Below are 20,043 nucleotides of genomic sequence, written 5' to 3'. Positions count from 1 at the left end.
AACGATCAACGGATGACCTGACCGGCCATCACTTCACCGAGGAGCTCTCATGTCCAAGCGCGTCGTCACCATCTCCGCCCTCGCCGGTGTCGCCCTGCTGGGAGGGGCCGGGGCCTACGCCTTCGCCGGGGAGAGCGGGAGCAACGGGAGCGCCGGCCCCGAGGTGACGAAGGCCTCCGTCGCGTATGTCGCACCGGGCAAGGACAAGGACGGCTCGCTCACCTTCACCGCACGGGTGGCCGACGGTTCCGGCGTCCGGAACCTCAAGGTCCTGGCCTGGCCCGCGAGCATGGCCCCCGCCCCGGACGCCGGGGACATGGCCCACATCGAGTCCGCCACCTGTGAGCCGACCGGCCCGTCGGGGGACGAGGCCGCGCTCTGCACGTACAAGGTGAAGGTCACGACCGCCGAGGCGGCCGAATCGCCGAAGGGCGCGTGGCACGTGGCGGTCCTGGCCTCCGCGAAGGACGGCGGCAAGACGTTCGCGCCGAAGGCGGCGGGGTTCACGGTCAAGGGCTGACGGGCGCACCGGCCTCCACGACGGCCGCTGTGGAGCGGTCATCCCTGGGGGCATCCGCCGGGCCGCCCCTGGGGGAGGGTCATCCGCCCGGCCGCCCCTCCCCCAGCTTCCGCCGCAGCGCGGCCCTCTCCGGCTCGGTGCCCGCCAGCTCCAGCGCCTCCCGGTAGGCCGCGGCCGCCTCCCCGTCCCGCCCCAGGCGGCTCAGCAGATCGCCCCGCGCCACCGCGTACGGCCCGTACGCCCGCAGCCGGGGCTCACCGCCCAACGCGTCGAGAAGCGCCAGTCCCTCCCCCGGCCCGTCGCGCATCGCCACCGCCACGGCGCGGTTCACCGCGACCACGGGGGACGGGGTGAGGGTGAGCAGCACGTCGTACAGGGCCACGATCTGCGCCCAGTCCGTGGACGCCACGTCCGCCGCCTCGTCGTGCAGGGCGGCGATGGCGGCCTGCACCCCGTACGGCCCGGCCGGCCCTCCGGTCAGCGCCCGCACCACCAGCGCCCGCCCCTCCTCGACCATCGCCCGGTCCCAAAGCCCCCGGTCCTGCTCCTCCAGGAGCACCGGCTCCCCCTCCGGGCCGGTCCGCGCCGCGCGCCGGGCGTGGACGAGGAGCAGCAGCGCGAGGAGCCCGGCGGCCTCCCGCTCGGCGGGGAGCAGGCGGTGCAGTATCCGGGCGAGTCGGACCGCCTCCTCGGCCAGGTCCAGCCGCTGGAGCCGGGGGCCCGAGCTGGCCGCGTACCCCTCGGTGAAGACCGAGTAGACGACCTGGAGCACCCCGGGCAGCCGCTCCGGCAGCTCGTCGGGCCCCGGCACCCGGAACGGGATGCGGGCCTCGCGGATCTTCCTCTTCGCCCGCACGATGCGCTGGGCCATGGTCGCGGTCGGCACGAGGAAGGCCCGCGCCACCTCGGGGGTGGTGAGCCCGGCGAGGCAGCGCAGGGTGAGGGCGGTCCGGTCCTCGGCGGCGAGGGCGGGGTGGGCGCAGGTGAAGAACAACTGGAGGCGGTCGTCCGGCAGTTCACCGATCCCCGTCGGCGCGGCGACGGCCTCGTCCCGTTCCGCGTCGGCCCGGAGTACGGCGAGCCGCGCCGCGTACGCCTGGTCCCGCCGCAACCGGTCCACCGCCTTGCGCCGCGCGGTCGTCAGCAGCCACGCCCCGGGCCGGCCGGGAACGCCCTCGGCCGGCCAGTGGCGCAGGGCCGCCTCGATCGCCTCGGACGTCACCTCCTCGGCCAGGTCGAGATCCCCGAACCGGCGTACGAGGGAGGCGAGCAGCAGCCCCCGCTCCTCCCGGAACACGGCTTCGACCGCCGCCCCGGCCTGTTCCGAGAAGGCCCCCTCGTCCGCCACCACCGTCAGCCCCCGAAGTCCGCGACCGGCCGGACCACGACCGAGCCGCCGTCCCGCGCGCCGGGACAGCGGGCGGCCCAGTCGAGGGCGGCGTCGAGATCGGGCACGTCGATGACGAGGAACCCGCCCAGCAGCTCCCGCGTCTCCGCGAACGGCCCGTCCGTCACGGTCCGCTCCCCGGCCGGTGAGACCCGCACGGTGGTCGCGGTCACCAGATCGGCCAGCGACTCCCCGGAGACGAGGATCCCCGCGTCGCGTACGTCCTTGTCGTAGGCCATCCAGTCCTCGACGGTGCACTGCGGCGCCCCGCCCTGCTCGTCGACGGCCCCGCTGTGGATCAGCAGCATGTACTTCATGGTCCGACTCCTGTCACCTGTGTGGAGCGCCCGCCGTGCGGGTCTCCTTACACGATGACGACGAACGGGCCGGTCCCCGATCGACACGCCGCGCGCATCACGGCACCGCTCGGCCTCGCCCCTGCGGGCCGCCGGGATACGTATGGCCGCCGGGATACGTATAGGTGATCGGCCCGACCCGGATATTCAGGGCCGGGTGCGCTCCGTACGTTGGAGTGACCTGTCAGCGGTCGATCCGACGCGAGGGAACGCAGCTCCGCCGGCGCGAGTGACGCGCAGTCCGCGCCGGTGGGCAGGAGACCGCGACCCCGAGGAGATGGCGCCATGACCAAGCTCTACTTCCAGGTCGATGTCCCCACCAGGAACTCCGTACAGCCCGAGCGGTGCGGCCTGCATGTCTTCACCGGGGCCGCCGAGACAGGGGCGGAGGCCCTCCGCATCGCGCGCGAGGCCTGTGAAGCGGCGCTCGCCGCACGCGAGGCGGGGTTCGCGATCCCGCGCCGGCGCCCGGACGGCTGGGGCGCGCGCGGGGTGCGTACCGGCTGGGTGCTGGACTGGGAGGCCGCGACCGTGGCCGTCTGGGAGCACGACCGACGGTTCTGGACCTTCCCGGCTCAGGGGGTCGGGCCCGGCCGGTGAGCGAGGTCGCGGCGGGAGAGCGCGCCCGTCTTGCGCATCGCGCCGGCGATGTGCTGCTCCACGGTCCGCGGGGAGAGGTGCAGGGTCGCGGCGATCTCCCGGTTGGTCAGGCCGGAGACGGCGAGCTGCGCCACCTCCTCCTCCCGGGGTGACAGCTGGTCGGCGTGCGAGGGGCGGCCGGGAGGGCGGCCCTTCCTGGCGGGCTGGCGTGTACGCAGGAGGGCCCGGGCCCGGGCGGCGTCCCAGACGGCCCCCAGGTCGGTGAAACGCTGGGCGCAGGACTCCAGGTCGGCGAGGGCCTTCGTGGTGGCGGCGTCGGACACCTGGGCCGTCGTGGTGGTGGCGGCGTCGGATACAGGGGCCGTCGTGGCGGCGTCGTCGGACACCGAGGCCGACGCAACGGCGGCGTCGTCGGACATCTGGGCCGGTGAAACGGCGGTGTCCGCCGCCTCCGTTCCGGGGGCCGGGCCCGGCACCCCCACGGTGTCCGCCGCCAGTACGCAGCGCGCGGCACCCTCCGTGGTCAGCGCCTGGGAGTAGGGGCGCGGCAGCTCCGCGTAGGCCGCCGAGGCCTTCCCGTACAGCGTCGCGGCCTCCAGCAGTGCGCCCCGCCGCTGCCCGGCCGGCTCCCCGGCCGGCGCTTCCGTCTCGGCGAGTACGGCCCGGCTCCACACCAGCGCCGCCCTGGCGGCGGGCGCGTCACAGCGGCCGAGGCCCTGGGCGAAGTTCCGGACCATGGTGCGGGCCGTGCTGCCGTCGCCCGCGCGCACCAGCGCCTCCACGGCCCACGGCGCGAGCTCCGCGGCCCACGGCCATACGCCCTTCTCCGCCACCACCTGCCAGGCCGACCGCGCCTGTTCCGCCGCGGCCGTCACCTCCTGCCGGGCCAGGGCCAGGCGGATCACGGCTCCGGCCGCCGCCGCTCCCAGGGGCACGGGCAGTCTCTCGGTCTCGAACGTCCCCCGTTGGAACAGCCAGGACTTCGCCTCGCCCCAGTCCCCCTGGGCGACGGCGAGCAGGCCGCGTACGACATAGGCGTCGGAGGCGATGAACGGCATATCGGCGGTGGTGGCGATGAAGTCCTCGCACCGCTTGGCCAGGCCCAGCCACCGGCCGGTCCACCACGCCTGGAGCAGCAGTGTCCCCAGCGCGCTGTGTTCGGTGTAGGGCGCGCCGGTCCGCGCGGACAGCTCGCGTCCCTGGGCCAGCAGGTCGTCCACCCGCCCGTAGAACCCGAGCCAGACCGCGGAGTCCGCGGCGTTGCACAGACCGCGCGCCGCCTGCCGGACGCAGGCGGGGTCCGTGCTCTCCACGGGCAGCTTCTCCACCAGCTCCCACGCCTCGGGGTCGGCCCAGCTCATCGCGAGCCCCACCCGGTTGGCCAGGACCGCCGTACGCATGGCCTCGTCCCCGCTGTCGTCCGCGGCGGCCATGGCCTTGATCAGCCAGCCCTGGTGGACGTCGAGGGAGACGCCCGGCTGGTACGGGAGGACCAGGGCCGCCATGGCGCGTGCGGCCAGGGCGGAGCGGACTTCGCGGAGTTCGGCGGCGGCGGTCTCCAGCACCCGCCACCCCTCGGGGAACCGGCCCACCTGGTTGCACAGCATCAGCCCGAGATCGAGGCGCAGCTCTCCTCGTACGGCCGGTGGCAGGGCCGCGTCCCGCACGATCTGCGCGAGCACTTCCACGGTCTGGTCCGAGCGCAGTCCGGTCACCGCGTTGCGGGCCAGCAGCGGTGCCAGCCGGGCCCGGGCCTGCGGGGGGATGTCGGGCGTGGCCAGCGTCCGCTCCAGGAGCGTGATCGCCTGCTGGTGCCGGCCGGATGCCTCCGCCGCCTCGGCCGCCTTCTCCACCGCTCTGAGCCATCGGTGGCCGTCCCCGGCCGCCCTGTGGTGCTCGGCCACGGCGGCCCAGTCCACGGGGTGTCTGCGGCTGAGGACGTTCGCCGTCCGCCGGTGCAGATCCTGGCGTACGGGGCCGGGCACGGTGGCACGTACGGCAGAGGCGGCCAGCGGTACGGCGAAGCCGTAGCGGCCCTCGGCCGGCTCCGCCAGGGCCGCGCTCTCCAGGGCCCGCAGCAGCGCGTCCTTCCCCGTCGCGGCCCCGAGCCCCGACACCGCGATCAGCTCCTCACGGGCGACGGGCCCGTCGAGGACGGCGGCCGCCCAGACCACCGGCCGGTGCTCCGGCGACAGGGCGTCCGTACGGCTCAGCACCAGCTCCGCCAGCCGCGTCGGCACACCGGCCGCGTCCACCTCGGCGGCCGTGCCGGTGAAGGCGGGCCACTGCCCCCGCGCCATGGCGAGCAGGTCGACGACCACCCGGGGCACTCCGCCGGTGCGCTCATGGATCCTGGCCACGGCCTCCGCCGTACAGCCGCTCTCGCCCAGCGCCTCGGCGGCGGCCCGGCGGACACGTTCCTCGTCCCAGGGCGCCAGCCGGTTCCTGAGCACCACCAGCCGGTCCGGATACGTCATCGGCGGGCCGCCCAGCGGCAGACCGGGCACCGCCAGCTCCTCGGGGCGGTACGTCACCACGGCCGCCGAGCCCCGCTCCAGCCGCTCCAGCACCCGGCGCAGCCGCCGCAACTCGTCCTCGTCCGCCCGGTGCACGTCGTCCACCAGCCACAGGGTGGGCTCCCGCCGGTGCTCGTCCTCCTCGGGCGGCCCGTCCTCGGCGCCGCACCGCCACCACAGGCGGGCCGGCTCCGGCAGCCCGGGCAGCTCGGCCAGCTCCCGGAGCAGGTGGCTCTTACCCTCGCCTGCGGCGCCCTCGACGAACATCAGCACCGGATCGGCGTGTCGGCCGGGCAGCGCACGCGCCAGGGACCGCAGGGCGGAACCACACGTCGTGATCACGTCGCCACCCTCGCTCTCCTCCGCCCCGGTGGGCCCGGATGCGTCCAGGTGGCCCGGACTACGCCACGAGATCTTTCTCCGCCTCCTGGAAAAACAAGTAGATCACCTGCCCTCGGTGAACGACAGCGGGCCGGACACCTTCGGCGAACAGCCGCCGCGATCACCTTCAGACGGCACCCGGACATGCGTACACGCGGGCATCCCCACACACGGGCATGCGTATACACGGGCGCGCGGAAGAGCTCTCGGCGAATTAGATAGGGGTCCGTATACGCGGCACCCGGATGGTGATCCGGGTGCCGCGTTCGTAGGTTTCCCCTCATCGGCCGATCACTCGCACCTCACAGCGATCAGCCGCATCACAACGGGCTCCCGTCCCACCGGGATCCCGCGAGCTGAGCATGCGCGTTCCGCGCTTCCGCACGCATGCGCCACCCCCCTTTTTTTGTCATGCCCAGTTCGAGCTGGGCTGACCGGTCCTGAGCACGGCGGAACAGGGCCGTATCCCCATAGGAGAAGACGTGAACAGGATCAGCAGGACTCTGTCGATCGGCGCGATAGCCGGAGCGGTGGCTCTGACCGGAGGCATCGCGGCCGCCTCACAGCCCACCGCCGCGGACCCCACCCCCGCCCCGTCCGCCCGTGCGACCCAGCCCACCGGCATGGTGAAGGCGCTCGCCGACTCGCTCGGCGTCTCCGTCGCGGAGGCCGAGCGGAAACTCGACCGCCAGAGCGCCCAGCAGAAGACCCTGGAGCGCCTCGGCAGGTCGGGAGTGCCCACCAGGAGCGCGTACTTCGACGCCAAGGGCACCCTCACGGTCGACGTCACCACCGCGCAGCAGGCCGCCGACGTGAAGGCGGCCGGACTCGCCGCCCGTATCCCCGCCCGGGCCCCCGCCGCCCTCGACCGGATCAAGGCGGAACTCGACCGGCTCGCCGAGAAGAAGCTCCCCGTCGGCGTGGAGTCCTGGCACGTCGACCCGGCCGGAAACAAGGTCGTCGTCACCGTCCGCGACACGGACGACGCCACCAGCCGCGCCTTCGTCGCCGCCGCCCGCTCGCACGGCCCGGCCGTCACCGTGGAGACCACGGCCGACGACGCCCCGCAGGCCGCCGCAGCCATCGCCCCCGGCAGCAAGATGAACATCAACACCTCCGATGTGAACGGCGGTTACTGCTCCGTCGGCTTCGGCGCCCGGGACCAGCAGGGCCGGCAGTACCTGGCCACCGCCGGCCACTGCGTCAAGGGCCTGGACACCCTGTACTTCAACGGGTCGCAGTTCGCCAAGGGGACCGCCACCCGCTTCGCGCACGGCTACGACAGCGTCGACATGGGCGTCGCCGCGATCAGCTCCGGCAACTCCGTCACCACCACGGTCGGCGGCTGGCGCGTCGTGGCGGACACCCCGGTCAGAGGGAGCCAGCGGGCCGCCGTGGGTTCGACGGTGTGCAAGTCCGGCGCGACCACCAGGTGGACCTGCGGCACCATCAACAGCTACAACCACTCGGTCACCTACACCGACCCGGGGCAGCCGCAGACCCTGGTCAAGGGCCTGGCCAAGTCCAGCGTCTGCATCCACAAGGGCGACAGCGGCGGCGCCTGGATCACCAACCAGGGCCAGGCCCAGGGCGTGACCTCCGGCTCCAGCAACGTCAACTGCGACGGCGGCTTCGGCAGCGGCGCCAGCTGGATGCAGCCGCTGGACGACCTGCTCCGCTACTACGGCCTGACGCTGAACACCACCTCCTGAGCGACCGCACCGCCGCGCGAGCCCTCGGGCTCAGCCGCGCCGGGACACGATGAGAGACGGAACACGATGAGAAGGGTGGCCACCCGACCCCCCGGCCGGGTGGCCACCGCCCCGTGCCAGGACCGACGGGTCGGTCGCCCAACTCCACCGGAAGGACGGGTCAGTCGTCCGTCCAACTCCACCGGAAGCACGGGTCAGTCGTCCTACTGCACCGGGACCACCTGCGTCTCCTGCACCGCGACCCACGCCCCCCAGGACTTCACGGTGACGACGAGCTGCGCCGCCGTGCCCCGGGCCACCCCGGTGTACGTGCCGTCCGGCTCCCCCTCGGCCTTCTCCACCCCGCAGTCGGCGAGTGCCGTGTCCAGGTCCTTGACGGCGGTTTCGGCTGCGGCGCGGGTCGCGTACTGGGAGACGCGGTACCGGGCGCGGGCGTCGTTCCTGCCCGTGTAGATGTTGGTGAACTGCTGCTCGGGCTTGTCCGCGTCGCCGGACCACAGCCCGCACGCGGTGTCCAGGCCCACCTGCGGCAGCGGGGCCGTCTCGAGCGGGAAGTCCGTCGCCGGGTCGACGCCCTTCCAGTGCAGGACCTCGTTTCCCGGCAGCTCCGAGGGGTCCGGGGTCTGCACCACCCCGTCGGACATGAACGGGTTCGGGCCCGTGGAGGCCACCTCCGTACCGCCGCCCGATCCCTCCGGCAGCACCAGGCCCGCCCACACACCGAAGCCCATCGCCCCGGCGGCCACCACCGCCACCGCCGCAACGGCCGTCCGGCGGCGGGTCCGCCGGCGGTCGCCGCGGGCGCGGATCGCCGCGGCCGGGGCGAGCCGCACGGGGGTGTCGGTCAGCAGTTCCTCGATGTCAGCCATTCCGGGCCATCCCCTCGTCGTCGTACGTCTCTATGTGCGCGAGCCGCTCGCCCAGCTGCTTGCGGGCGCGGCTGAGCCGGGTCCGTACCGCTCCGCTCGTGGAGCCCGTCTCCCGGGCCACCTCCTCCACCGGCAGATCCAGCAGGTGGTGGAGCACCACGGCCCGCCGCTGGTCCGGGCTCAGCTCGCGCAGGGCCGCCACCAGCGCGGCCCGGTCGCCGAAGACCCCGGACGGGCCCGGGTCGTGCGGCGCGGGTCCGTGGCGCAGCTGGGCGCGGAGCCGGTTGCGGGTGCGGCGCCAGGCGCTGACCGCGAGCCGGGACGCGACCGTCCGCACCCACGGGAGCGGGTCGCCCTCACGGGTCAGCCGGTCCCAGCGCTGCCAGGCCCGTGCGTACGCCTCCTGGACCGCGTCCTCGGACTCCGCCAGGTCCCCGGTCATCGCGTAGACGGTGGCGACCAGGCGTTTGGCCGTCGCCGCGTAGAAGGCGTCGAACTCAGCTTCCGTCGACATCCTGATCCTGACTGTGGTCGTGTGCTGTGGTTGTACGGGAGTTGTCCTGCGGGAGTTCGTCGTGCGGGAGTTGTCATGCGCGCGTTCTCGTCGTCGTATCTCTGTCTGCCGCTTCCTGTCATAGGCACGCCCGGGCGGCCCGCGATGTTACGGACAGGCCCGGAAAACCCGTGAACTTTTCCGTCCGCCGCGGGCAACAGGGGTGACCGACATCCACCGACCCACCGACCCACCCTGGAGGCGCAGTGACCGGACCACCCCCGGCCCGGCCCACCGACGGTGCCGACGACGCGGACGTCATCGCGCAGTCCCTCGCCGAGCCCGAGCTGTTCGCCGGGCTCTACGACCGGCACGCCCCGGACATCCACCGCTACGTCGCCCGCCGGCTCGGGGAGGGCCCGGCGGACGACATCACCGCGGAGACGTTCCTCATCGCGTTCCGCACCCGGGACCGGTACGACACCGCCCGCCGGCTGGCCCGGCCCTGGCTGTACGGCATCGCCGCCAACCTGATCGGCAGGCACCGGCGTACCGAGGTACGGGCGCTCAAGGCCCTGGCCCGTACCGGTCACGACCCCGTCTCCGCGTCCTGGAGCGACCGGGCCGACGACCGGATCGCCGTCCAGGCGCCGCTGGCCGGGGCGCTCGCCGCGCTCTCGCCCGGGGACCGGCACGTCCTGCTGCTCGTCGCCTGGGCCGACCTCGGCTACCAGGAGGTGGCCGACGCGCTGCGGATACCGCTCGGCACGGTCAGGTCCCGGCTGAACCGGGCCCGCCGCAAGGTCCGTGAGGCGCTGAACACCGATCCCGCCTTCACCTCGGCACTCGACCCGTCGCCCGCCCCGGCCGGACAGGAGCTGAACCCGTCATGGACGAAATGACCCGGCTGCGCGAGCTGCGTGCCGACGCGCCCGTACCCGACCGCGCCCACCTCGCCCCCGGCCGCGCACGCCTCACCGACACCATCGCGGGCAACGGCGGACGCCGCGCCTTCGCGCTGAGGCTGCGACTGCGGGACTGGCGGGTCGCCTCGCTCGGCGCGGTGGTCGCGGTCACCGCGGCGGCCCTGGTCATCACCCAGGTCGTCGGCACGTCCCCGCCCGACCGCTCGGCCCCGGCGACCGTCGCGGGCGACCTCGACCTGTCCAGCCCGGCCGCCGCGCTGAACCGGGCCGCCGACTACCTGGAGCGGCAGGAGGTCCCCCCGGAGCCGCGCTCCGACCAGTGGATCTACATCCGAGAGGTCGACCGGCAGCTGGAGCAGCAGTGGACGGAGCTGCCGGAGGAGGGCCGGAAGAAGACGCCCGTGGCGCACAGCCTGGACTCCTGGATCCCGTACGACGACAAGGCCGCCGAGAACGACGCGTCCGACACCGACCACCGCACCGCCCGCGAGTCCTACCGCATCGCCGCGGGGCTGCCGGAGGACCCCGAGGCGCTCCTCGCGGAGCTGCGCAAGGTCTTCCCCACCGACAGCGGCCCCGACGGAGCCCCCGAGGCGAAGGACGAGCACAGCTTCCGCGCCCTGGCCGTCCTGCTGGAGTCGTACCCGATCCCGCCGGACGCACTGGCCCGGATCTACCGGGCGATGGCCACCGTCGGGGGCGTCGAGGTGACCGGCCACCTGATCCGGGACGCCTCCGGCCGCGAGGTCATCGCCGTGACCCGTGAGTACGACCGGAGCGAGAGCCGGCGCGAGATCCTCCTCGACCCGGTGGACTACAGCTACGCGGGAACACGCGACGTCGTCACCAGGACCCACACGATCAGCGGGGACAGCCGACTGCCGGACATCGTCCAGAAGCGCGGCGAGGTCCTCATCGACATCGCCCGCACCCACGCCGCCGTCGTCGACGCCAAGGGCCGGAAGCCCTGACGCAGGACGTACGGCCTCATCGGCCGCCCACGGGCCCGGTGTCCGGCGCAGGGGAGCGGACACCGGGCCCGTGGCGGCCTCCCGGAACACGGGCCCGGCACCCACGTGACCGACCCCACCCTCCACTCCGTTAAAACTCCCGCAACAATGAAGGGTGATCACATCGCCCGCACGGAGCCCGCAGCGTCGCACCGAGCATGCGCCGACCCCCTACGTCGACCTCTCGCGCGACGAGTGGAGCGCCCTGCGGGACAAGACCCCGCTGCCGCTGACCGCCGACGAGGTGGAGCGGCTGCGGGGGCTCGGCGACGTCATCGACCTGGACGAGGTGCGGGACGTCTACCTGCCGCTCTCCCGGCTCCTCAACCTGTACGTCCAGGCCACGTCCGGGCTGCGCGGCGCGCTGAACACCTTCCTCGGGGACGCCGGGAACGGGCACGGGGCCCAGCGCGGCACCCCGTTCGTCATAGGGGTCGCGGGCAGTGTCGCAGTCGGCAAGTCCACCAGCGCCCGTATCCTCCAGGCCCTGCTCGCCCGCTGGCCCGAGCACCCGAGCGTGGAGCTGGTGACCACGGACGGGTTCCTGCTGCCGATGAAGGAGCTGCGGGCGCGCGGGCTGACCTCGCGCAAAGGATTCCCGGAGTCCTACGACCGGCGGGCGCTGACGCGGTTCGTCGCGGACATCAAGGCGGGCAAGGACGAGGTGACCGCGCCCGTCTACTCGCACCTGATCTACGACATCGTCCCCGGCGAGCTCCTCACCGTCCGCCGCCCGGACATCCTCATCGTGGAGGGGCTCAACGTCCTCCAGCCCGCGCTGCCGGGCCGGGACGGGCGGACCAGGGTCGGGCTGGCGGACTACTTCGACTTCAGCGTGTACGTGGACGCGCGCGCCGACGACATCGAGACCTGGTACCTCAGCCGCTTCCGCAAGCTGCGCGACACGGCGTTCCAGGACCCGTCCTCGTACTTCCGCAAGTACACCCAGGTCTCCGAGGAGGAGGCGCTGGACTACGCCCGCACCATGTGGCGGACCATCAACAAGCCGAACCTGATGGAGAACGTGGCTCCGACGCGCGGCCGTGCCACTCTGGTCCTCCGCAAGGGGCCGGACCACAAGGTCCAGAGGCTGTCCCTGCGCAAGCTCTGACACTTCCGGGGAAGGCGTGCCGCGTGCTGCATCTGCGTCTCATCGTGCCCGCCGACGCCACCGACGAGGTGGTCGCCCTCCTGGAGTCCACCGTCGGCACCGCCCACCTCGTGGTCCTGCCCGGCGCGGCCCGCTCCCCCGCCGGGGACGTGGTGCTGTGCGACGTGGCGCGGGAGGCCGGTGACGAGCTGATCGGGAAGCTCCGGCGCCTCGGCATCGACGAGTCCGGGGCGATCAGCGTCGAACACCTCGACCTCACCCTCTCCTCGCGCGCCGACAAGGCGGAGCAGGAGGCGCCGGGCGACAGCGCGGACGCGGTGCTGTGGGAGGAGCTGACGGAGGCGACGCACGAGGAGTCGACGTTCTCCATCACCTACGTCTCCTTCCTCGCCCTCGCCACCATGCTCGCCGCCTGCGGGGTGATGTTGGACAACGCCGTGCTGATCGTGGGCGCGATGGCGGTCGGCCCGGAGTTCGGCCCGCTGGCCGGGATCTCCACGGCCCTCGTGCAGCGTGCGCCCCGGCTGGTGGCGCGTTCGCTGTGGGCCCTGATCGGCGGCTTCGCGCTGGCGATGGTGATCACGGCGGGGTTCGCGTGGCTGCTGGACGTGGTCGGGCTGTTCCAGCGGTCGATGATCGAGGCGGAGCGGCCCATCACGGGGTTCATCTGGCAGCCGGACTGGATGTCGTTCATCGTGGCGTTCCTGGCGGGCATCGCCGGGACGCTCTCCCTCACCTCGGCGAAGTCCGGGGCGCTGATCGGCGTGGCGATCTCCGTGACGACGGTCCCGGCCGCCGCCAACGCGGCCGTCGCGTTCAGCTACTCCGACTACCAGCAGACGATCGGCTCGGGGCAGCAGCTGCTCGCCAACCTCGGCGGGATCGTCCTCGCGGGCACGCTGACGCTGCTGCTGGAGAAGGCCCTGTGGCGGGCCCGGCGCGCGCGGAAGCCCCCGGCGAGCACGCCGGGGGCTTCGGTACGGGCGTGAGGCCCGGGGCGTACAGGCGCAAGAAGCCGGGGCTTCCGTACGCCGTCGGCGCGGCGGCTCAGCCCAGCGCGGACTTCACCACATCGGCCAGCCGGCCCGCGACCGCGCGCGCCTGTTCGATGTCGGCGGCCTCGACCATGACCCGTACCAGCGGCTCCGTACCGGACTGGCGCAGCAGGACGCGCCCGGTGGAGCCGAGCTCGCGCTCCGCCTCGGTCACCGCGGTGGCCAGCTCGGAGGAGGTGTTGACCCGGGACTTGTCGACGTCGGGGACGTTGATGAGGACCTGGGGCAGGCGCTGCATGACCCCGGCCAGCTCGGCGAGGGACCGGCCGGTGGCGGCGACGCGGGCCGCCAGCATCAGGCCGGTCAGCGTGCCGTCGCCGGTCGTGGCGTGGTCCAGGACGATGACGTGGCCGGACTGTTCGCCGCCGAGCGCGAAGCCCTCGGCCTTCATCGACTCCAGGACGTAACGGTCGCCGACCGCCGTCTGGACGAGCTGGATGCCCTCGCGCTCCATGGCGATCTTGAAGCCGAGGTTCGACATGACCGTGCCGACGACGGTGTCCTTGCGCAGCTGCCCGGCCTCCCGCATGGCGAGGGCCAGCACGGCGAGGATCTGGTCGCCGTCGACCTCCTCGCCCGCCGCGTCCACGGCGAGGCAGCGGTCGGCGTCGCCGTCGTGGGCGATGCCGAGGTCCGCGCCGTGCTCCACGACGGCGGCGCGCAGCAGCTCCAGGTGGGTGGAGCCGCAGCCGTCGTTGATGTTCAGGCCGTCCGGCTCGGCGCCGATGGTGACGACCTCGGCCCCGGCCCGGGCGAACGCCTCGGGCGAGACCCGGGCCGCGGCACCGTGCGCCTCGTCCAGGACGACCTTCAGCCCGTCGAGGCGGTTCGGGAGGACGCCGATGAGGTGGGCGACGTACCGGTCGAAGCCCTCCGCGTAGTCGGTGACCCGGCCGACGCCCGCGCCGGTCGGGCGGCTCCACGGCTCACCGGTGCGGTGCTGCTCGTAGACCTTCTCGATCCGGTCCTCCAGCTCGTCGGCGAGCTTGTGGCCGCCGCGCGCGAAGAACTTGACGCCGTTGTCCGGCATGGCGTTGTGGCTGGCGGAGAGCATCACGCCGATGTCGGCGCCGAGCGAACCGGTGAGGTACGCGACGGCCGGCGTCGGCAGCACGCCGACGCGCAGGACGTCCACGCCCGCGCTGGCCAGACCGGCCACGACGGCGGCTTCCAGGAACTCTCCGGAGGCCCGGGGGTCACGGCCGACCACGGCGGTCGGGCGATGGCCCGCGAAGGTGCCCGCCTCGGCTAGTACGTGCGCCGCCGCGACCGAGAGCCCGAGCGCGAGCTCGGCCGTCAGGTCCGCGTTGGCGACACCGCGCACTCCGTCCGTGCCGAAGAGTCGTCCCACTGGTGTCCTCCGAGGTGCTCCGAAACCACAAAAAACCAAAGCAAAGCGAAACTAAACAACCACAACCACGAAAACAGCAAAACGGCTGGGGGGTACGGCAGCAACGCCGACAGCCGGCCCGAGCGTCCCGTGCGGGCCGATGAACGTCTCATGCCGTTATACGCCTGCGGGGCCCGATAAACGAACGCCCCAGCAGCACGGAGTGTGCCGCCGGGGCGTTCGTGTAATGCAGACGAGCAGGCGATTTAGCGCTTGCTGTACTGCGGGGCCTTACGGGCCTTCTTGAGACCGGCCTTCTTGCGCTCGACCGCACGGTCGTCGCGGGAGAGGAAGCCGGCCTTCTTCAGCGTGGCGCGGTTGTTGTCCACGTCCGCCTCGTTCAGCGCGCGGGCCACGCCGAGGCGCAGGGCGCCGGCCTGACCGGAGACGCCGCCACCCGAGATACGGGCGACCACGTCGTAGCGGCCGTCGAGTTCGAGCACCTTGAAGGGCTCGTTGACTTCCTGCTGGTGCACCTTGTTGGGGAAGTAGTCCTCAAGGGTGCGACCGTTGATCTTCCACTTGCCGGTGCCCGGAACGATCCGGACGCGGGCGATGGCGTTCTTGCGACGGCCCAGGCCGGCGGCGGGCTGCGGGTCGCCGAAGCGGCCCGCGAGCGACTCGGAGGTGTACTCACCCTCGACGGGGACCTCCGACTCGAAGGTGGTCACCTCGGCGAAGGTCTCCTCGCCCTCGGTGCCCTCGACGGGGGTCTCAACAGTGGTCTCGGCCACGATGCTCCTCAGATCTTTCTGTATGTCTTAGGGGGTGGCCGGAACTACTGCGCGACCTGGGTGATCTCGAACGGGACCGGCTGCTGAGCAGCGTGCGGGTGCTGGTCGCCCGCGTAGACCTTGAGCTTCGAGAGCATCTGACGGCCCAGGGTGTTCTTGGGGATCATGCCCTTGATGGCCTTCTCGACGGCCTTCTCGGGGTTCTTCGAGAGGAGCTCGTCGTAACGCACCGAACGGAGACCGCCCGGGAAGCCCGAGTGGCGGTACGCCATCTTCTGGGTCTTCTTGTTACCCGACAGGTGAACCTTGTCGGCGTTGATGATGATGACGAAGTCGCCCATGTCCATGTGGGGGGCGTAGATCGCCTTGTGCTTGCCTCGGAGGAGGTTCGCAGCCGTGGTGGCCAGACGGCCCAGGACGATGTCCTGAGCGTCGATGATGTGCCACTGGCGCGTCACATCTCCGGGCTTGGGGCTGTACGTACGCACTTCGTAGCCTTCGCTTCTTCAGTGGATGAGGTCCAGACAACACATGGCACCCCTGAAGCGATCATGCAGCTGGGGCTCACACTGCCGGGACACCGCCCGTATGCGAGCCACTGGTAACTGCTCCAGAGAACCTACGTAAGGGCTTCTCGTACGAAAACGACGAAGCCGATACGCATAACAAACCTCGACACTACCCGCCCTGCCCCGGACGGGTCAAAACGGGCCGGGCACACTCAGCCCCGCCGGCGTTCGAGGCGCGGGGACCCGGAGGCAGCGCCCCCGCACCGCACCCACCACCCCACCCGGCCGCCGACCGCCGAGGTCACCGCGCCCGCTGCACCCGCCGCTCGTCCCACACCGGCTCCGCCGTCTCCCGTACGACCCCGTCCGAGCCGAAGACCAGATACCGGTCGAACGACTTCGCGAACCACCGGTCGTGCGTGACGGCCATCACCGTGCCGTCGTACACCTCGAGCCCGTCCTGCAACGCCTCCGCAGACTCCAGGTCCAGGTTGTCCGTCGGCTCGTCCAGCAGCAGAGCCGTCGTCCCCGCCAGCTCGAGGAGCAGGATCTGGAACCGCGCCTGCTGCCCGCCCGAGAGCCGTTCGAACGCCTGGTCCCCCTGCCGCTCCAGCTCGTACCGCCGCAGCACCCCCATCGCCCCGCCCCGGTCCTTGGCGTGCTCGGACCACAGGATCTCCACCAGCGTCTTGCCCAGCAGCTCCGGGTGCGCGTGGGTCTGGGCGAAGTGGCCCGGCACGACCCGCGCCCCGAGCTTCCACTCCCCCGTGTACGCCACCGGCTCCCCCGCCAGCAGCCGCAGGAAGTGCGACTTGCCCGACCCGTTGGAGCCGAGGACGGCGACCCGCTCCCCGTAGTAGATCTCCAGGTCGAACGGTTTCATCAGCCCGGTCAGCTCCAGGCCCTTGCAGGTCACCGCCCGCACCCCGGTCCGCCCGCCGCGCAGCCGCATCCGGATGTCCTGCTCGCGCGGCGGCTCCGGCGGCGGGCCCGCCTCCTCGAACTTCTTGAAGCGGGTCTGCATCGCGTGGTAGCGGTTGGCCATGTCGGGGCTGTTCGCCGCCTGCTGCCGCATCCGCAGGACGAGCGCCTTCAGCCGGGCGTGCTCCTCCTGCCAGCGCCGCAGCAGCTCCTCGAACCGCGCGAACCGCTCCTTGCGCGCCTCGTGGTACGTGGCGAAGCCGCCGCCGTGCACCCATACGTCGCTGCCCGCCGCGCTCGGCTCCACGCTGACGATCTTCTCGGCGGCCCGGGAGAGCAGCTCGCGGTCGTGGGAGACGAAGAGGACCGTCTTACGGGTCTCCTTGAGCTTCTCCTCCAGCCACCGCTTGCCGGGGACGTCCAGATAGTTGTCCGGCTCGTCCAGGAGCAGCACCTCGTCGGGCCCGCGCAGCAGCGCCTCCAGGACCAGCCGCTTCTGCTCACCGCCGCTGAGCGTGCGCACCTCGCGCCACTGCGCCTTCTCGTACGGGACGCCGAGCGCGGCCATCGTGCACATGTCCCAGACCGTCTCGGCCTCGTAGCCGCGCGCCTCGGCCCAGTCGCTGAGCGCCTGCGCGTACGCCATCTGCGCGGCCTCGTCGTCGACGGTGAGGATCTTCTCCTCGGCCACGTCGACCGCCTTCGCCGCCTCCCGGATGCGCGGCTGCGAGACCGAAACCAAGAGGTCCCGTACGGTCCGCTCGTCCCGCACCGAGCCCACGAACTGCGGCATCACCCCGAGCCCGCCGCTCACCGAGACCGTGCCGCCGTGCGGCTGGAGCTCACCGGCGAGGAGGCGCAGCAGCGTCGTCTTGCCCGCCCCGTTGGCCCCGACGAGGGCGACGACGGCTCCGTCTGCCACCCGGAACGAGGCGTCGCCGAGCAGCACCCGCCCGTCCGGCAGGTAGTACTCCAGGTGGCCGGCTTCAAGATGTCCCATACAGAGCATTGTCACGGCCCGCGAAGCAATGGCCCAACCGGTTTACCTGGGCGGGGTCTGCGGTCGAACGGAACGCTCTAGGATTCGCGCATGAGTTCATGGCAAGGAGGGCCCTCCTGGGGGCCGGGGGACAACGGAACTCCGGGGGACAGCGGGACTCCGGACTGGGCCGCGCTCGCCGAGGCGTCCGCCGCACGCGCCCGCCGCAAGCGGTGGCTGATGATCGGCGGCGGGGTGCTGGCCACCGCCGTGGTCGGCGCGATCGTGGCGACCGCCGTGGTCACCACGGGCGGCAAGAGCGATTCGGCCGGCAGCGCGAGCAAGCTCCCGGCGCCGGCCGACCTCCCCGAGGACACATCGGCGCCCGCGCCCTCCTTCTCGTCGGTGGCACCGCCGCCTCCGCCGGACCCGAAGGAGTACATATCCAGCGCCGACAAGGACAAGGCGCCGATCACCGTCGACGGCTTCTTCCCCGGCGAGAAGCTCGCCATGGGTGAGCGCGTCCACCTCAAGGGCGCCACCGCCCGCACCACCGACTGCGCGACCGGCACCCAGGGCGCCCTCGGCGCGGTCCTCACGAACAACGGCTGCGAGCAGCTCATCCGCGCGACCTACCGCAAGGACGGGGTGGCCGTCACCGTCGGCATCGCGGTCTTCGACACCGAGGCCCGCGCGAAGAAGACGGTCGACCAGGCCTCCGGCGGCCTCGCCTCCCTCAGCGGCGCGGGCGTGCCGACGTTCTGCCGCGGCGGTACGGTCTGCCGCCGCACCACCAACTCCTACGGCCGGTACGCCTACTTCACCGTCGGCGGCTTCACCGACGGCACCCGCGTCACCGCCCAGGACAAGAACGTGTTCGCCGTCGGCGACGACCTGACGAACTTCGTCTTCCGCCAGATCCGCCACCGCGGCCAGGTCCAGGCGTCCGAGGCGGCGGAGGCCGGGGAGTAGAGGCCACTTCAGGAGCCAGGCCCGCAGCAGCCGTTGAAGGCCCACGGCCCTCAGCAGCACCCAGCCGCCCCCGGCAACGTCCGCACGTTCCGCGCCTCTTCGGCCCGGGCCGCCAGCAACTCGTCCGCCGGGTACGCCACTTCCTCCAGCGTCAGCCCGTGCGGCCGCACCACGTGCACCCCGGGGTCGCGGACCTTCGCGGCCAGCACATCGGCGGGCCAGGCGGCCGGGCGGCGGCCGTCCCCGACGAACAGCGCCGCCCCGATCAGCGCCCGCACCATGTTGTGGCAGAACGCGTCCGCCTGCACGGTCGCGGTGAGGACGCCGGATGCCGGGTCCCGTACCCAACTCAGCTTCTGGAGCGTACGGATGGTCGTCGCGCCCTCGCGCTTCTTGCAGTACGCGGCGAAGTCGTGCTCGCCCACCATCAGCGCGGCCGCCTCGTTCATCGCGTCCACGTCCAACGGCCGGTCGTGCCAGAGCACATGACCGCGCGTCAGCGGGTCCACCCCGCCGGGCCGGTCGCCGACCCGGTAGGCGTAACGCCTCCAGAGCGCCGAGAAGCGGGCGTTGAACCCGGGCGGGGCGGGGGCCGCGCGCCAGATCCGTACATCCGGCGGAAGCCTGCCCGCGAGCCGCCGCAGCAGCTTCTCCTCGTGCTCGGCCCACACCGCCCGGGGCAGGTCCACATGCGCGACCTGGCCCCGCGCGTGCACCCCGGCGTCCGTGCGGCCCGCCACCGTCAGGTCGTACGTCACCGAAGACCGGGTCACGGTCCGCAGCGCGTCCTCGATCTCGCCCTGCACCGTGCGCCGGCTGGTCTGCTTCGCCCAGCCGGAGAAGTCCTTGCCGTCGTACGACAGGTCCAGCCGCACCCGTACGAACCCGGGCTCCGCCTCGTCACTCACCGCGTCATCCTCTCACTGCCCCTGGTCAGCAGAACGGGCCCGCACCGCCCCGAAGGGAGATGCGGGCCCGTCCCGTGGTCCTTAAGACGCTCAGGCGTCCTTGGACTCCTCGTCGGCCTTCTCGACCGGCTTGGCGTCCTCGACGGCCTCGGACTCGGCCGCGGGGGCCTCGTCCTTCTTGGCGGCGTCTTCCTTGACCGCGCGCTTCGTCGCGGCCTCGGCCTCACCGGTGGCCTGCTGGGCCACGGTCAGCGCCTCGACCAGCTCGATGACCGCCATCGGGGCGTTGTCGCCGCGACGGTTGCCGATCTTGGTGATACGCGTGTAACCACCGGGGCGGTTCTCGTACCGGGGAGCGATCTCGGTGAAGAGCGTGTGGACGACGCTCTTGTCCGTGATCGTCTGGAGCACCAGGCGACGGTTGTGGATGTCGCCCTTCTTCGCCTTGGTGACGAGGCGCTCGGCGACCGGACGCAGGCGGCGGGCCTTGGCCTCGGTCGTCGTGATGCGGCCGTGCTCGAACAGCGACTTCGCCAGGTTGGCGAGGAGCAGACGCTCGTGCGCGGCGCTGCCGCCCAGACGGGCACCCTTTGCGGGACGCGGCATGGTGATTCTCCTTGTGTGCTGCACCGGCCGTACCAGGTACCGGTGTCAGTTCCCGTGAAGCGGACGCCTCACGGAAGTCATAGCTGCC

19 protein-coding genes are annotated in these 20,043 nt (G+C 72.5%); 8 read left to right on the top strand and 11 right to left on the bottom strand.

From position 1 onward, the window contains the following. Positions 1–49: 49 nt before the first annotated feature. Complete coding sequence (locus tag GTY67_RS21415; protein WP_161279693.1) at positions 50–520, top strand: DUF5707 domain-containing protein; 471 nt, start codon at positions 50–52, stop codon at positions 518–520. A gap of 79 nt (positions 521–599) precedes the next feature. On the opposite strand, the gene GTY67_RS21410 is transcribed toward GTY67_RS21415, so the two are convergent. Together GTY67_RS21410 and GTY67_RS21405 are read right to left on the bottom strand one after the other, a co-directional pair. Next, a complete protein-coding gene (locus GTY67_RS21410) occupies positions 600–1,871 on the bottom strand; it encodes a DUF6596 domain-containing protein (RefSeq protein WP_343238721.1) in 1,272 nt (423 codons plus the stop codon). A 2-nt stretch (positions 1,872–1,873) separates the two neighbouring features. Next, positions 1,874–2,224, bottom strand: coding sequence for a YciI family protein (locus GTY67_RS21405; protein WP_030561860.1), 351 nt, complete (start codon positions 2,222–2,224; stop codon positions 1,874–1,876). 324 nt (positions 2,225–2,548) lie between these two features. Between GTY67_RS21405 and GTY67_RS21400 the strand changes: the two genes are divergently transcribed. Beyond that, complete coding sequence (locus GTY67_RS21400; protein WP_093693523.1) at positions 2,549–2,863, top strand: hypothetical protein; 315 nt, start codon at positions 2,549–2,551, stop codon at positions 2,861–2,863. On the opposite strand, the gene GTY67_RS21395 is transcribed toward GTY67_RS21400, so the two are convergent. Further along, complete coding sequence (locus tag GTY67_RS21395; protein ID WP_161279692.1) at positions 2,839–5,721, bottom strand: LuxR C-terminal-related transcriptional regulator; 2,883 nt, start codon at positions 5,719–5,721, stop codon at positions 2,839–2,841. The genes GTY67_RS21400 and GTY67_RS21395 overlap by 25 nt on opposite strands. Before the next feature lie 521 nt (positions 5,722–6,242). Between GTY67_RS21395 and GTY67_RS21390 the strand changes: the two genes are divergently transcribed. Further along, the gene (locus GTY67_RS21390) at positions 6,243–7,472 is read left to right on the top strand and encodes a S1 family peptidase (RefSeq protein WP_161279691.1); all 1,230 of its coding nucleotides are present in this window, start codon (positions 6,243–6,245) and stop codon (positions 7,470–7,472) included. Positions 7,473–7,675: 203 nt separating this feature from the next. Here the strand turns inward: GTY67_RS21390 and GTY67_RS21385 are convergent, their stop codons facing one another. Both GTY67_RS21385 and GTY67_RS21380 read right to left on the bottom strand, forming a co-directional pair. Continuing rightward, positions 7,676–8,341: a hypothetical protein gene (locus GTY67_RS21385; RefSeq protein WP_161279690.1), complete on the bottom strand. Its 666-nt coding sequence runs from the start codon at positions 8,339–8,341 to the stop codon at positions 7,676–7,678. Next, on the bottom strand, positions 8,334–8,855 hold the full coding sequence (locus tag GTY67_RS21380) for a SigE family RNA polymerase sigma factor (protein ID WP_093693520.1): 522 nt from the start codon (positions 8,853–8,855) through the stop codon (positions 8,334–8,336). Before GTY67_RS21380 ends, GTY67_RS21385 begins: the two co-directional genes overlap by 8 nt. Before the next feature lie 245 nt (positions 8,856–9,100). On the opposite strand from GTY67_RS21380, the gene GTY67_RS21375 reads away from it, so the two are divergent. The 4 genes from GTY67_RS21375 to GTY67_RS21360 all read left to right on the top strand — a co-directional run bounded on the left by GTY67_RS21375 (position 9,101) and on the right by GTY67_RS21360 (position 12,870). Beyond that, the gene (locus tag GTY67_RS21375; protein WP_093693519.1) at positions 9,101–9,736 is read left to right on the top strand and encodes a sigma-70 family RNA polymerase sigma factor; all 636 of its coding nucleotides are present in this window, start codon (positions 9,101–9,103) and stop codon (positions 9,734–9,736) included. Beyond that, positions 9,724–10,731, top strand: a complete 1,008-nt coding sequence (locus GTY67_RS21370; protein ID WP_161279689.1) for a CU044_5270 family protein — start codon at positions 9,724–9,726, stop codon at positions 10,729–10,731. The genes GTY67_RS21375 and GTY67_RS21370 overlap by 13 nt, the downstream gene beginning before the upstream one ends. Before the next feature lie 154 nt (positions 10,732–10,885). Further along, on the top strand, positions 10,886–11,881 hold the full coding sequence (coaA, locus tag GTY67_RS21365; protein ID WP_093693517.1) for a type I pantothenate kinase: 996 nt from the start codon (positions 10,886–10,888) through the stop codon (positions 11,879–11,881). 23 nt (positions 11,882–11,904) lie between these two features. Beyond that, positions 11,905–12,870: a DUF389 domain-containing protein gene (locus GTY67_RS21360; protein WP_161279688.1), complete on the top strand. Its 966-nt coding sequence runs from the start codon at positions 11,905–11,907 to the stop codon at positions 12,868–12,870. A 58-nt stretch (positions 12,871–12,928) separates the two neighbouring features. Here GTY67_RS21360 and glmM read toward each other — a convergent pair whose 3' ends face one another. The 4 genes from glmM to GTY67_RS21340 form a co-directional block, all read right to left on the bottom strand. After that, entirely contained in the window at positions 12,929–14,287 is a 1,359-nt protein-coding gene (gene glmM / locus GTY67_RS21355; protein ID WP_093693515.1) for a phosphoglucosamine mutase, read from the bottom strand. 245 nt (positions 14,288–14,532) lie between these two features. Further along, positions 14,533–15,060, bottom strand: coding sequence for a 30S ribosomal protein S9 (rpsI, locus tag GTY67_RS21350; RefSeq protein WP_093693514.1), 528 nt, complete (start codon positions 15,058–15,060; stop codon positions 14,533–14,535). A gap of 44 nt (positions 15,061–15,104) precedes the next feature. Further along, positions 15,105–15,548 carry a 50S ribosomal protein L13 gene (gene rplM / locus GTY67_RS21345; protein WP_018960214.1) on the bottom strand — a complete coding sequence of 148 codons (444 nt, stop codon included), beginning with the start codon at positions 15,546–15,548 and terminating at the stop codon, positions 15,105–15,107. 322 nt (positions 15,549–15,870) lie between these two features. Then, the gene (locus GTY67_RS21340) at positions 15,871–17,490 is read right to left on the bottom strand and encodes an ATP-binding cassette domain-containing protein (protein ID WP_161279687.1); all 1,620 of its coding nucleotides are present in this window, start codon (positions 17,488–17,490) and stop codon (positions 15,871–15,873) included. A 90-nt stretch (positions 17,491–17,580) separates the two neighbouring features. Here GTY67_RS21340 and GTY67_RS21335 point away from each other — a divergent pair, with 90 nt between their 5' ends. Next, the gene (locus GTY67_RS21335; RefSeq protein ID WP_161279686.1) at positions 17,581–18,441 is read left to right on the top strand and encodes a hypothetical protein; all 861 of its coding nucleotides are present in this window, start codon (positions 17,581–17,583) and stop codon (positions 18,439–18,441) included. A 50-nt stretch (positions 18,442–18,491) separates the two neighbouring features. Here the strand turns inward: GTY67_RS21335 and truA are convergent, their stop codons facing one another. Next, positions 18,492–19,349, bottom strand: coding sequence for a tRNA pseudouridine(38-40) synthase TruA (truA, locus tag GTY67_RS21330; RefSeq protein ID WP_161279685.1), 858 nt, complete (start codon positions 19,347–19,349; stop codon positions 18,492–18,494). 90 nt (positions 19,350–19,439) lie between these two features. Then, the gene (rplQ, locus tag GTY67_RS21325) at positions 19,440–19,955 is read right to left on the bottom strand and encodes a 50S ribosomal protein L17 (RefSeq protein ID WP_093693510.1); all 516 of its coding nucleotides are present in this window, start codon (positions 19,953–19,955) and stop codon (positions 19,440–19,442) included. Between the last annotated feature and the right edge of the window lie 88 nt (positions 19,956–20,043).

Origin of the sequence: Streptomyces sp. SID8374, assembly GCF_009865135.1 — a bacterium.
Taxonomy (GTDB): domain Bacteria; phylum Actinomycetota; class Actinomycetes; order Streptomycetales; family Streptomycetaceae; genus Streptomyces.
The sequence above is the reverse complement of the archived record's forward strand: the minus strand, read 5'-3'. Positions and strand labels throughout refer to the sequence as shown.